Below are 12,354 nucleotides of genomic sequence, written 5' to 3' on the forward strand. Positions count from 1 at the left end.
AACAGCGTCCCGATCGCGACGAGCACCACGGGGATCAGATATCCGACGGGCACCGAGCCTCCAAATCAGCATTTCCTCCGAACGCGCCAAGCCTCCCCCGCCCGCCCCCCTCACATCTACGACGGATCCGATAACGTCCTTTAACCCTGAGATGAAGAATCCGGAGGCCCGCCCGTGGAGATGCGAGAGATCGAGATCTTCCTGACGCTGGCCGAGGAGCTGCACTTCAGCCGTACGGCCGAGCGGCTGGGCATCAGCCCCGCCCGCGTCAGCCAATCGATCAAGAAGCAGGAGCGGCGCGTCGGAGCTCCCCTGTTCGACCGCACCACCCGAGCGGTCCGCCTCTCCCCGCTGGGCGAGCAGCTGTACCAGGCGCTCAAGAGCGGCCACCGGCAGATCATGCAAGGGATCGCGACCGCTCAGGCCACCGCCGACGGCACCGCGGGCACCCTGACCCTCGGCACACTCGGCCCGCTCTCCACGCAGATCAAGGACGTTCTCGACCTGTTCCTCGCCCGCCACCCGAACGCCCGGCTCCAGCACCGCGAGATCCAGCCCGCCTCCCCTCTGGACCTGCTGAAGTCGGGCGAGGTGGACGTGGCGCACCTGTGGCTGCCGATCCGCGAGCCCGATCTGACCGTCGAACCGACCTCGTACGCCTCCGACGTGGTGTTGATGGTCTCCGCCGACCACCCCTACGCGGGACGGGACTCCATCTGCCTGGAGGACCTCGGCGACTGCACCGTGGTCGAGGGCCAGTCGATCCCCACCTGCATGGAGGAGATCTTCAACCCCTGCCACACCCCCTCCGGCCGCCCCGTCCGCCGCGGCCCCAAGGTCACCACCTGGCAGGAGACCCTCAGCGCCGTCGCCTCGGGCCAGGCGACCGCCGGAGTCACCGCCGAGGCCGCGACCTTCTACCCCTGGCCCAGCCTCGCCTTCGTCCCGATCCGCGACGCCCCGCCGTGCCGGTGGGCCTTCGCCTGGCGTACGGCGAGCGAGACGCCGCTCATCCGCGCCTTCGCCCGAGCAGCAGCCGACACCCGGCAACCGACGGAGTAGCACCCCCGGATGCGACGTTTCTGCGGGTTGTCGAGTATCCGGTTTGAGTCAGCTGTGGCCCACAGGGGCCCGAGGGCCGGAGCCTGCAACGAGGCGCGGGCTCAGGACAGGGGCACCTGCAGGGCGCGCCAGGTGGCCACCTTGACGGTCAGTGCGTCAGCCTGGGCGGGCAGGGCGTACAGCGACCAGAACTCCTTCGTCTCGCCGGGCTCGAAGTTCATCGCCGACAACGCCACCCCGGAGGTGTTCGTGCACGCGCAGTACGTGCCCGGTTCCTCCCCCTTGGCCACGATCACGCGGGCCGGGCGGTACAGGCGGCGCGCGGCGGGGTCGGTCACCTGGATGTTCGTCGCCGCGTGGTACTTGAAGGCGTTCCAATCGTCGGCCCAGTTGAGGTCGTGGTACCACGCCTTGCCGTCACCCCGGTTGGTGATCGAGTAGCGCAGCAGGCCCAGGTCTCCGGGCATCCGGCGGAAGGCCGTCACCTGCAGGTCGAATGGCACCCCCTTCGCGCGCACCGTCGCCTTCGTCCCTTCGCCCTCAGGCAGCGGGGACGTGGTGGTGCCGGCGGCCGGCACTTCAGCCGGTGCGGGCTTGGCGAACGTGATCGTCACCCGGCGGTTGCGGCGCCGTCCCTCGTCGGAGCTGTTGCTGTACAGCGGGCGGCGGGAGCCGTATCCGCGGGCCCTGAACGTCACCTGGTCGCGCGTGATCAGCGGCATGAGGGCCTGGCGCACCGCCTCCGCGCGGCGGCGGGACAGCGGTTCGTTGATGGCGTTGGTGCCGGAGGAGTCGGCGTGGCCGTCGACCTCGATCGTCGTGTCCGCGGACGTGTCGATGAGCTTGGCCGTCTTGGCCAGCACCGTGCGGGCGCGCGGCGTGAGCGTCGCCTTGTTCAGCGCGAACAGCACGTCGGAGGAGAGGCTGACCTTGAGGTCGGCGCCGTCGTCGGTCGTCTCCTCGGTACGGTCGAGCGACTGCGACGGCGTCTCGATGAGGTGGCTGACGGTCTCGACCTGGGAGGCGTCGGCGTCGGGCAGTTGCTGGCCGGGTGGCGGGACGGGCGGGTCGTCGCTGATCGGGACGTCGACCATCGGCGGGCCGATCGGTGTGACGATCGTCGTGGTCGCGGGGTTGCCGGATGGCGCGGGCAGCACGGCGTAGACCGTCAGCGACTCGCCGGGGTCGATGATCCCTTTGAGGTCGTCGCGGTCGGTGTCGCTGCACAGGCATTCGCCGTCGGCGGGCTTGTACGGCATGAGCCATCGGTGGGCCGGGGCGTCGAGCACCGCGATGCCGGAGGGCCAGCGCCACTTGAGCGGCCGCATCGGGTCGGCGAGCGGCGCCTGCCAGTGCAGCGGCTTGTCGGTGCTGGTGGACAGGCGCAGCTGCACGACCAGGTGCTTGCCGCCGACGCGGTTGAGCCCGACGAGTTCGGCCTTGTAGTTCGACTCGACGGTGCCCTGGACGGTGGCCAGCGCGGGCCGGGTGTCCCGGCCGCCGGACGTCGCGTCGCCGCTCGCGGAGGGCGAAGGAGCGCTGGTCGAAGGCGCGGGAGGCGGCGCGGTGGTCTCGTTCGCCGAGGGCGCGGGGGGTAGCTGACCACATCCGGCGGCCGTTAAGGCGACGGCGGTCAGGGCCATGATCCGGATACGCATGGCGGGCATTGTGCCATGACCGAATCAAAGGCGGTCAGTCAAGGAGATCGTGGACGGGCAGAAACCTCCACGGCCGCTGTCGGCGTAGCGAGCACGGCGGCCGGGCGTTGCCCGGCGCGGTCAGGCTGGCGCGGTCAGGCTGGCGCGGTCAAGCCGACGTGGTCAGACCGGTGGCGTGAGCAAGGGCGGCGGCCTCGGTACGGGTGCCCACGCCGAGCTTGGCCAGGATGTTGGCCACGTGGAACTTCACGGTGTGTTCGCTGATCAGCAGGTCTTCGGCGATCTGCCGGTTGCGCAGGCCGCGCGCCAGCCGTTCGAGCACCTCGAGCTCGCGTGGCCTGAGCGCGGCCAGGGCAGCGTCCGAGGCCGGGGGCGCGGGCGGGGTGAGCGGCAGCGCGGCACTGATCGTCGTGCCCCAGCCGGGGACGGCGTCGAGGAGGAAACGGCCGTCCACGGCGGCTGCCAGCTCGGCCAGACGGCGCAGGGCAAGCGCGCCGGCCGCGAGCGTGCCCGGCCCGTCGTCGCGAACGACGAGGTGGAGCTCGGCCCCCTCCGGCTCCCCGGACACGCGAACCCTCGTCAGGCCGTCCTGCTCGAGCATGGTGACCACGGCGCCCCATACCAGGGCCAGGGCGGTGTTGGCGATGTCGGACGGTAGGACGCGGTCGCGGTCGCGCGGCCCGGCCAGCTCCAGCGACACCTGGCTGTGGCGGGCCAGGGGTGCCAGCTTGCCTGCCAGCCGGTCGAAGGCCGCCCCAGCCGGCTCCTCACTCAGCGTGGAATTCAGGTCGGCCGCGGCGCGCAACTCGATCAACGCTGACACGGCCAGGTCGGTGGCGGTGCGCCGGGCGGCGGCGTCGTCGAGCGTACGGCTGCGCAAGGTGCCGAGCAGGGAGTGCAGTGTGGCGGCGTGCATGCTGGTGAGCTCGGCGATGACGCGGGCCCGCTCGCCGGCGGCCACCCGGTTGCCGGTCAGGTCGGCGGGGGGCAGGTTCTCGGCGCGGTGCATCAGCTGCAGGGCGACCAGGTCCCACAGCCGCTGCACCAGCTCGGCTGGCGGGCCGGTGGGCGCGTCCCCGCCGACGGTCACCACCACGAGCAGGCCGCCGGAGGCCCCGGCCGGGCGGGAGGCGACAGCCAGCACCGGCAGGTCCTCGCCGGCCAGGCGCGCCCGGCCGGACCAGGGCTGGCCCATGCCGACCGTGCCGCCCACGCGGGACAGCTCGGCGCTGGTGATCTTCTCGATGATCGCCGTCTCGCCGTGGGCCTTCATGGGATGCCGGGCGCAGTCGCCGGTGAGCACGGCCACCGCCCGGTGCGGCAAGAACCCGGCCAGCGCCTGTGACAGCGGCTCGAGCATGGCGCCGGTCGGCGCCCGCAGCACGGAGGCGGCTGCCGCCAGCGCGGTATGCGGGTCGGGCATGTCCATGCGCTGATGCTAGGCGACGCCGGGCAAGGGAGGTCGCTGCCCGTTCGGGTAGCAGATGCCGCCCGGACGGACGATGAGCGGGAGGGCGGCCGGCGAGCAGGCTTGCCCTGCCCGATTCGCCGCCACATCAGGAGCCGCTGATCATGAAAGCTCTCGTGGCCGCTGCCTTCGGCCCCCTGGAGCAGCTGCGTGTCCATGACGTGCCCGACCCGTCACCCGGCCCTGGCCAGGTGCAGGTCCGCGTGCAGGCTGCGGCGCTCAATCCCATCGACGTGAAGCTGGTCACGGGTGAGCTGCGTGCGATGTTCCCGGTGACGCACCCGTGCGTGCCCGGCGTGGATGCCACCGGGGTGGTGGCGGCCGTGGGAGAAGGCGTGACGCGGTTCGCGGCAGGTGACGAGGTGATCGCCTACGCAGGCGCGGCCTCGGGGATGATCGCCGAGTATGCGCTGGTCGGCGAGGGGCCCGAGCTCGTCCACCGGCCGCGCGCGCTGTCCCCGGCCCATGCCGCCGCGCTGCCCATGGCGGCCATGACCGCGCACTGTGTCCTAGCCGCCGCCGCCCTGGAGCCGGGCGACAGTGCGCTGGTCCTCGGCGCGACCGGCGGCGTGGGCGCCCTTGTGGTCCAGCAGGCCGCCGAGCTGGGCGTACGCGTGCTGGCCACAGCAGCACCCGCCGACACGGCCTACATCCGCGCGCTCGGTGCGCACGAGACCATCGACCACACCGCCGTCGACACTCTGAGTGCGGCCCGGCGGCTGCACCCCGGCGGGCTGGACGTGGTCGTCGACCTGATCAACGCCGGTCCCGCGCTCGCGTCCCCCGCCGGGCTCGTACGGCCCGGCGGCCGGCTCGTCTCCACCCTGTACGGCCCGGCGGAGGTGGACGGGGTCGCGCCCGTCTACGTCCGGATGGAGGCATCGACCGGCGACCTGCACCGGCAGGCCGAACGGGTCGCGGCGGGCCGGATGAGCATCGAGGTGGCCGCGACCTACCCGTTCGACGAAGCCCCGCAGGCCATGCGCGACCTGGCCGAAGGCCAGTACACGCGCGGCAAGATCGTCATCACTTTCTGAGGAGTCCGTCATGCTGTCCCTTCCCACCCGCGCCGGGGACCGTCCCCGTACCGGCCCGTCCGTTCCGCACGTCCAGCTCAGCCAGAACAGCCCCGGCGAGATCCGCGAACAGCTCGCGCAGTGGATGAGCACCCGGCTTCCCGGCACCGAGATCAGGCCGAGCGAGATCTCCGAGCCGGGCTCGCTCGCCTTCTTCCTGCACCAGGACGCGGTGCCGCCGCAGGGAGCGGTGCTCCTGCCGCCCCGACTGGTCGCCGAGTTCGCCCATGTCCACGCCGACGGCAGCCTGCACATGGCCCTGTCACAAGAGGACCAGCAAGAGCTCATCGCCAAGGGCTGGGGCGAGCGCCATCCCCTGTACTCACCCACGATCAACGTGGTGATGCTCTACGGTCCCCGCAGCCCACAAGAGCTGGAGACTGCCAGAAGCGTCGTCGCGGCCTCCTACCGATACGCCACCGGCAGGACCCTGTAGCCGCCCGGCCCCGCAGTCAACCCCTGGCCGCGTGGCCCGCCCGCGGCGCGGAGGTTGACCGCGGCGGCCGGCCAGGCACCGGGTGTGCTCCTGCCGCGAACGGCGGACGGCTAGCGCAGCGAGATGTGCAGAGCCTCGCCCACGCGCCGGTCCGACGCCCGCCAGGCCGCCGACGCAGAAGATCGCGCGCGGGTTGATGAGGTCACCCGGCAACGGCGACACGGCGAGGCCGACGAGCCTGACGAGTTCATCTGCGCCGAGCGACAGGGCCTGGCCGCCCAGGCCCGCGCCGCCGCCGACGGCGCCCAGGCTGACGCGTCCATGGACGCCTTCAACGCCATGGCCTAGATCCGCAGGGCGGCCTCGCTGGCGCTGCCGGCCAGGCAGCAGATCGCCTTCACCTCTGACCAGGGGATCTTTTCGATTCGACCCTAGATAGACCGGACAGTCGCTTCGGCTCGCTGTCGTCGGCAGGGGTTCGCGGTCGCCTCGACGAACGCTTGCGCCGCGGGTTCGAGTACCGGTTTGCCCATGGTGGATGCTCATTTCCTGTGTGGTTGACGTTGCCTCGTGCGGCGATCCCGCGGAGCGGGGCACGCTCGTGCCGCGTCCGCTCAGCCTGCCGGGTGCCGTCGATCGTCCCGCGTCCGGTCGGGAGCCTGGCAGCCGCGGTTGCGAGAGTTCCGGGGAAGGAGCCCGCCGGAGCGCCCGGCGTTGCGGTTCGGGTTGCGTCCAAGGCGGGCTCGGAGTGTCCAGCGTCCCTCATCGGCGTCGGCCGCCCGTTCGAGGATGAGTTCGCTCTTGGTCAGGCCGGAGGCGGCGTCGGCGGGCGCTCGACGATGACGTTCGGGATCCGCCTTTGGTAGCCGGCGTAGAGGGGCCAGATACCGGTCGTCGTCCCCCACAGGTGGGTCGGTTCGGCGCCGACCTGCACGGTCACGTCGGGTTGGGCGAGCAGGTTTCGGAGCCGCCGGCTCCTGGACGCCGCAGGGGCGAGGCGCACGACGGGTCGTGCCTGCTCAACAGCCCTCCCGGCGGGCCTGCCATCCTCCGTCCTCCCGAGAACCGCACGATTCGAAGTGACAGTCAGACATCCAAGGCCGGACGGGGCCCCGGGCCCACCGTCAACCCGAGGTCCGGCCAGCCCAGCCAGTCCAGCCGGACCGACGCGGCCAGCGCCCGCTCCTCCAGCTTCAATCGCACCTTGTACACGCTCAGCAGGAGCGCCTGCAGGGAGTCCACACCGAAAGCCGCCCCGACTTCCTGGTCGCCCAGCCCCAGGATCTGGTGGGGACAGCACCAGTCGCCGTTCACGCTCAACTGGTCGAGGCGCGGCGTGCCGAATCTGATCGTCACCGGCCTGCGCGTACCGTCCCCAGCGAGAGCCTCCAGCTGCCGCTCGACGGCGATTTCGCCCAACTCGTACGTAATCTCCATACTCCTAGTCTGCGGGAGCCCCAGACTGGTATCACTTCACATGCTCTCGGTTGCCAACAGGGCGATCTTCACCTGATGTCGACACCCTGTTCCGCCCCCTCGGCGAGTACCTTGCCGAGGCGCCCGTCCTGCCGCCCGTCCTGCCGCCCGTCCTGCCGCCCGTCCTGCCGCTCGTCCTGCCGCTCGTCCTGCCGCTCGTTCCATGGGTGTCGCCGGCGGGGCGTGGTGTACGGGGAGGCGCGGGTGGCCGCCCCGACGCCCTGTCGCACAGCCGGGCCTTCGCCGCGTACGAGCGGGGCCGTCATGGATTCCGCCACCGAATGGGCGATCCTGTCTTCGCCTCCAACGCCTACGCCTGGGCGCCGTCCACCAACACGGCGCGTACGGTCGCTGCCCCCTTCGCCGAGATCGGCCTCCTCGTGGTCGACCCCGACGACATCGCCGCCGTGACGCTGACGCAGACCGGCCACGCGAAGGCGACGTACGAACTGACCGGGCCCACCCCGACCACCCCGCCTCAACGCGCGGCGGCAACCGCGGCCGCCATCGGCGAGCGGCGGCGCGGGCCGCGGCCCGGAGTGTGGCGAGGATGCTGGAGATGTGGTTGGCGACCTGGCGCGAGATGGAGGTGCTCCATGAGGTCAGGCGGCTGGTCAGGCCGGTCGTCCACGGGTACTGGGCGCCCTCGGGCTTGCGGCCCGGGAAGGTCTCGGCGTTCGCGGTGATGCTTCGGGAGACGGCGGTCACTCCGTGCCGTTCGATCGACCTGGGTGACCAACGCCTCCAGCTATGTGTTCGCGCCGAAGGCGTGAAGGAGGGTGCTGCGCCCGGTTTCAGGTCGGCAATGAGCAGGACGACGTCGTCGGGATGGCGCAGCGCGCGCAGGCCCTCTGACGTTGGACGAGGTGGGGCGGACGCCCGGTGGAACGGCGTGCCGCGGCCACCTCACAGTCCGGGGGCTACGATCACCGCGCTGATCGCTGAGCTCAGCAGCAGAGTCGCGCCCATGATGGGTCCAGCTGATCGGCTGCTCGGTGTGGTCGTATCCTGCCGGCGTGGCGCCACCACACCGAGCGCGACCAACTGGACGACGCCGACGATGGCCACACCGAGGTCGTTCAGCAGCAGTGCCAGGGGCAGGATTTCCTGTGGACCCGCGGGCTCCCCGCGGAGTTGATCGCAGTGCGCGGCCCAGTCCTGGATCGCCCGCGCGCATCGGCCGTACCCAGTAGTTCTGTCGTGTTGAGATGGGGTACGCGCAGCATGAACGGCGTTCCACGGAGTCGGTTCACCCGAGCGGCCACGAGGTGTGCGCGCCGGCCGATCCCCAGCAGACCGCCCACCAGCAGGAAAGCCTGCGCCAACACGATCGCCACTCCGGCAGGCTCCGGCGGCTCCAGTGCCACCTCGGCCGCCACCGCTGCCACGAGCCCCCCGCCATGGTCAGCGCCAGCCGTCGCTTGGGCTTCCTGATCCAGGCATGCGCCGCCTCCCACGCCTCACGCGAGGCGAGCGTCTCCCGGGTGCGCAGTCCGGCCACTCCGTTGCGCGTGTCGGTCGCACCGGTCTCGTCATGGAACGGGATCAGCACCAAGGCCAGAGCCGGGAGAGCGAGGATCGCGGTGATCAGAAGGGTACTTCCGAGATTGACGCCATCTCGGAAGTACACTCCTACGGCGGGTGACCTGCACATCGAGCAACAGGCTACAGAGCTGGGCGAGCCGATCGAGGTCGACGGCGTCGATGACCATGCCGCCCAGGCGAAGGCCCGGCCCTGCCTGGCTTATGCGCTCCCTCGCTCGTGTGCTTCTCGCTCATACGCCCCTCGCCCCGTCGATGCGTTCGCGCAGCAGGTCGGCGTGGCCGTTGTGGCGAGCGTACTCCTCGATCATGTGGATGAGCACCCAGCGCAGCGAGAGCCGCCCACGCCAGGCGTCGTGGCCCTCGACGTTGAGGTGGGGCGCTTCGGCGACGTAGGCGTCGGCGAAGGCCACCTCCTCCCGCCAGGCCCGCCATGCTTCGTCGATAACCTCGGGGTCCGGCACGGCGCCGTCGAAGTCGCCGTCGGGGTCCTCGGCGGAGGAGAAGCGGGGCGGCGCGTCCTGACCGGCCAGCACTGCCCTGAACCAGCGGCGCTCGACGTCGGCGAGGTGCCGGACCAGCCCGAGCAGCGACAGCGTGGAGGGCTCCACGGACCGCAGGGCCAGCACGGTGTCCAGGCCCGCGCACTTCAACTTCAGCGTCGCTCGCTGAGCGGCGAGGACGTCGACGAGCATCGTTCGCTCGTCTCCGAAGGCGGGGAAGGTGAACCGGCTGTCGTCCTCGCCACCGAGGATCTCACTTCTTCTCCGGCGGCTCGTGTTGGTCATGTTCTTCAGCCTTTCTGAGTCACGCGAGCAGGGGAAGCCGTTTGGTCAGGGCAGTCACGCGATTACGCCGCCCGAACACGGCGACGGCTACGAGGCTGACGTGTTGCGACGGGGTGGTCTTCAACGCGGCGAGGTGGTCGTCGTAGTCTCGGGCGCGCTGGGCCACCTCGTTGAAGCCCACGGTGATCAGGTCATCCTGGGCCAGGGCGCGGTGGTGCAGCTCTCGTAGTTCGGCGGGAGCGATCAGGACGGCGACCGGGTGCAGGTTCAGGCCCGCCTGCCATCCTCAGCCGGCGTCCACACCGTCGCCGCCCAGCGGGTCGCTCAGGCGGGCGCCCAGGCTGAGCCCGATCACCGCGGCCGCGTTCACCGCCGGCGGGGGCTTGAGGTCGTCACGAGTTTCGTGGCCATGGGCGTGGTCGATCTTCCTTTCCCGTCACAGAGAAGCGGAGGCCGAGGGAATGGTGTCGAGGCGGCGCCGGGCCAGCCGCGATGCCGCCTGGGCGGGTGTCACCTGCTGACAGTCCGCCGCGTCGAGGAGGTCGGCGACGGTGTTCTCGATGGCCTCGACGCGCTTGCGCGCCTCCAGGGCGGTGCCGTGGTGCACTTCCATGCTGATCGCGTTGACGACGGCGCCCGCGTTGACGACGTAGTCCGGCACCCACACGATGCCGCGTCGGTGCAGGAGGTCGGCGACGTCCGGGGTGGCGAGCTGGTTGTTGGCGGGTCCGGCGATGGCGGCACAGCGCAGCTCGGGCACGATCTGCTCGGTGAGGACTCCGCCGAGCACGGCGGGGACGAGCAGATCGCCGGCTCTGGCCCGGTCGAGCGGGCCGGCGAAGTGGACGGTCACCTCTCCGCTCCGGCCTTCACCGCGATCAGCAGACGCATGCCGCGCGGACCGGTCTCGTCGCGCCGCACCGCAAGTCCGGCCGCCGCGCATTGAGCGGCGAGCCAGTCGGCGCCGAGGCGGAGCTTGGGGTAGCTGCTGGCCTGCTGGTTCCAGGTGTCCCCGGTACGGGTGTACAGCACGTCGTGGACGAGGACGGTGTCGCCGCCATAGTCCAGGAAGCAGGTGAGCAGTCGATCGGCGGTGCCGCGGACGAGGATGAACCGGTCGGTGCCGGTCAGGGGCAGGGTGAGGTCGCGGTAGGTGATCACCAGCCTGCCTCCCTCGGCGAGGGCTACGGCGATGTCGCCGAGCAGGGCGATCACGTCGTCCTTGCTTGTCAGATGGGTCAGCGTGTCGCCCATGCAGACGATGACGTCCACGTCGCCGGGCCGGGTGATCAGAGGAAGCGCGGTGCGGATGTCGGCCTGGACGGGGCGGATCGCGGGGTCTCCATCTGCTGCGGCGGCCAGCTCGTCGAGCAATGCCTTGCTCGTGTCGACGGCCAGCACGGGAGAGAAGCCCAGCCGGGCCAGGGCCAGGCTCTGGTTGCCCGGACCGCAGCCGAGGTCGACGGCGGTGGCGCCGGAGGCTGTCGGAGCGACGCCGAGGCTGCGCAGCAGGTCGGCTTGCTCGGCGGCCAGGGCGGCCAGGTCGCCGCCGAGCATCCAGGTGTAGTGCCGGGCGAGCAGCCGGTCGTAGTGGTCAGCGGCCAAGGTCATGGGTCTTCCTCACTGTTGTGGATGCGGCCGGGCGCTCCGGCGGCCTCGTGGCGGAGGCGCGCCTGGGCACGGCCAGGTAGGACAGCAGCAACCCGGCAGCGCTGAGCACGGCTCCGGCCAGGCCCGTCCAGCGCAGTCCGGCGGCGGTCACGACGCCGGCGCCGATCATCGAGCCCACCGCGTGGGCGAGCATGAACGCGGCCACGTTGATCGTGACCGCCAGGGTCGGGGCAGCGCCCGCGCGTTGCACGATCAGGGTCTGCAACGGAGCGACGGTGGCGGTGGCCAGCAGCCCGAGCCCGAGCACCGCGGCGGCCGCCATGGGTTTGTGCACGACGGCCAGCGGCAGCACGGCGAGCAGCGCGGTCAGGGAGGCGAAGATGCCGCGCAGCGTCGCCCCCACGGACCGGTCGGCGAGCCGTCCGGCGACGAGGTTGCCCAGCAGGCTTCCCACTCCGTAGGCCAGCAGCAGCCAGGAGACCACGGACGGGGTGAACCCGCTCACCTGAACCAGCATCGGCGCCATGTACGTGAACACCACGCCGACCCCGGCGAAGCCGACGGCCGTGGTGGCGATGGCCACCAGCACCGGCCGCCGGGCCAGCACCGAGAGCTCTGCGGCGACGCTCGTGAGCTGCGCCGGGACGCGCGGCAGCGTGAACGCGAGCAGTGCCAGGCATGCCAGTGCCAGCGCGGCCAGCACGGCGAAGGGGAAGCGCCAGCCCAGGTTTTGGCCGAGCGCCGAACCGAGCGGTACCCCGAGCAGGTTGGCCACGGTCAGTCCGGAGGTCACGGCGGCGATCGCGGAGCCGGCCCGCCCGGGACCGGCCACGCTGGTGGCCGCGATCAGCGTCAACGCGAAGAACGTGGCATGGCCGATCGACGAGACGACCCGCCCGGCCAGCAACACCGGGTAGTTCGGCGCCAAGGCGCTCACCACGCTGCCCACGACGAAGACCGCCATCAGGGCGAGCATGAGCCCTTTGCGCGGCAGTCGCATGGTGGCGATCGCCACCAGCGGCCCGGCGACCACGGTGCCGAGCGCGTAGGCGGTCACCACCTGCCCGGCCACGGCGACCGAGACCCCCAGATCGGACCCGATCTGCGGCAGCAGGCCGGCGGCCAGGAACTCAGCGGTGCCGACGACGAAGACGCTCACGCACAGAGCGGCAAGCACCGGAAACGTTCGCCTCATGCGGGGAGGTTAGACTCTGACATCCATGTCAGAGTCAAATGG

Annotated in this window: 13 protein-coding genes; 4 read left to right on the forward strand and 9 right to left on the reverse strand. The window is 71.3% G+C overall.

Annotated features, from left to right (window positions below; genetic code table 11):
- Positions 1–180: 180 nt before the first annotated feature.
- Positions 181–1,062 carry a LysR substrate-binding domain-containing protein gene (locus ACIBST_RS40430; RefSeq protein ID WP_397178815.1) on the forward strand — a complete coding sequence of 294 codons (882 nt, stop codon included), beginning with the start codon at positions 181–183 and terminating at the stop codon, positions 1,060–1,062.
- A 101-nt stretch (positions 1,063–1,163) separates the two neighbouring features.
- Here ACIBST_RS40430 and ACIBST_RS40435 read toward each other — a convergent pair whose 3' ends face one another.
- Both ACIBST_RS40435 and ACIBST_RS40440 read right to left on the reverse strand, forming a co-directional pair.
- Positions 1,164–2,720: an OmpA family protein gene (locus tag ACIBST_RS40435; RefSeq protein ID WP_397178816.1), complete on the reverse strand. Its 1,557-nt coding sequence runs from the start codon at positions 2,718–2,720 to the stop codon at positions 1,164–1,166.
- Positions 2,721–2,868: 148 nt separating this feature from the next.
- Positions 2,869–4,149: a LuxR C-terminal-related transcriptional regulator gene (locus ACIBST_RS40440; protein ID WP_397178817.1), complete on the reverse strand. Its 1,281-nt coding sequence runs from the start codon at positions 4,147–4,149 to the stop codon at positions 2,869–2,871.
- A 143-nt stretch (positions 4,150–4,292) separates the two neighbouring features.
- Here ACIBST_RS40440 and ACIBST_RS40445 point away from each other — a divergent pair, with 143 nt between their 5' ends.
- The 3 genes from ACIBST_RS40445 (at position 4,293) to ACIBST_RS40455 (ending at position 6,048) form a co-directional block, all read left to right on the forward strand.
- A complete protein-coding gene (locus ACIBST_RS40445; RefSeq protein ID WP_397178818.1) occupies positions 4,293–5,225 on the forward strand; it encodes an NADP-dependent oxidoreductase in 933 nt (310 codons plus the stop codon).
- Between the two features lie 10 nt (positions 5,226–5,235).
- Entirely contained in the window at positions 5,236–5,700 is a 465-nt protein-coding gene (locus tag ACIBST_RS40450; RefSeq protein WP_352329506.1) for a luciferase family protein, read from the forward strand.
- A gap of 123 nt (positions 5,701–5,823) precedes the next feature.
- A complete protein-coding gene (locus ACIBST_RS40455; protein ID WP_397178819.1) occupies positions 5,824–6,048 on the forward strand; it encodes a hypothetical protein in 225 nt (74 codons plus the stop codon).
- Between the two features lie 738 nt (positions 6,049–6,786).
- On the opposite strand, the gene ACIBST_RS40460 is transcribed toward ACIBST_RS40455, so the two are convergent.
- The 7 genes from ACIBST_RS40460 to ACIBST_RS40490 form a co-directional block, all read right to left on the reverse strand.
- Entirely contained in the window at positions 6,787–7,137 is a 351-nt protein-coding gene (locus ACIBST_RS40460; protein WP_352329510.1) for a DUF6968 family protein, read from the reverse strand.
- A 68-nt stretch (positions 7,138–7,205) separates the two neighbouring features.
- A complete protein-coding gene (locus tag ACIBST_RS40465; protein ID WP_397178820.1) occupies positions 7,206–7,442 on the reverse strand; it encodes a hypothetical protein in 237 nt (78 codons plus the stop codon).
- Between the two features lie 1,509 nt (positions 7,443–8,951).
- Positions 8,952–9,506 carry a DinB family protein gene (locus tag ACIBST_RS40470; protein WP_397178821.1) on the reverse strand — a complete coding sequence of 185 codons (555 nt, stop codon included), beginning with the start codon at positions 9,504–9,506 and terminating at the stop codon, positions 8,952–8,954.
- A 19-nt stretch (positions 9,507–9,525) separates the two neighbouring features.
- Positions 9,526–9,777, reverse strand: coding sequence for a DUF2000 family protein (locus ACIBST_RS40475; RefSeq protein WP_352329520.1), 252 nt, complete (start codon positions 9,775–9,777; stop codon positions 9,526–9,528).
- Between the two features lie 165 nt (positions 9,778–9,942).
- The gene (locus tag ACIBST_RS40480) at positions 9,943–10,359 is read right to left on the reverse strand and encodes a hypothetical protein (protein WP_397178822.1); all 417 of its coding nucleotides are present in this window, start codon (positions 10,357–10,359) and stop codon (positions 9,943–9,945) included.
- Positions 10,356–11,117, reverse strand: a complete 762-nt coding sequence (locus ACIBST_RS40485; RefSeq protein ID WP_358299919.1) for a class I SAM-dependent methyltransferase — start codon at positions 11,115–11,117, stop codon at positions 10,356–10,358. Before ACIBST_RS40485 ends, ACIBST_RS40480 begins: the two co-directional genes overlap by 4 nt.
- Positions 11,101–12,312, reverse strand: coding sequence for an MFS transporter (locus tag ACIBST_RS40490; RefSeq protein ID WP_397178823.1), 1,212 nt, complete (start codon positions 12,310–12,312; stop codon positions 11,101–11,103). Before ACIBST_RS40490 ends, ACIBST_RS40485 begins: the two co-directional genes overlap by 17 nt.
- Positions 12,313–12,354 lie beyond the last annotated feature (42 nt).

It is taken from the genome of Nonomuraea sp. NPDC049684 (assembly GCF_044465345.1).
Lineage (GTDB): Bacteria > Actinomycetota > Actinomycetes > Streptosporangiales > Streptosporangiaceae > Nonomuraea.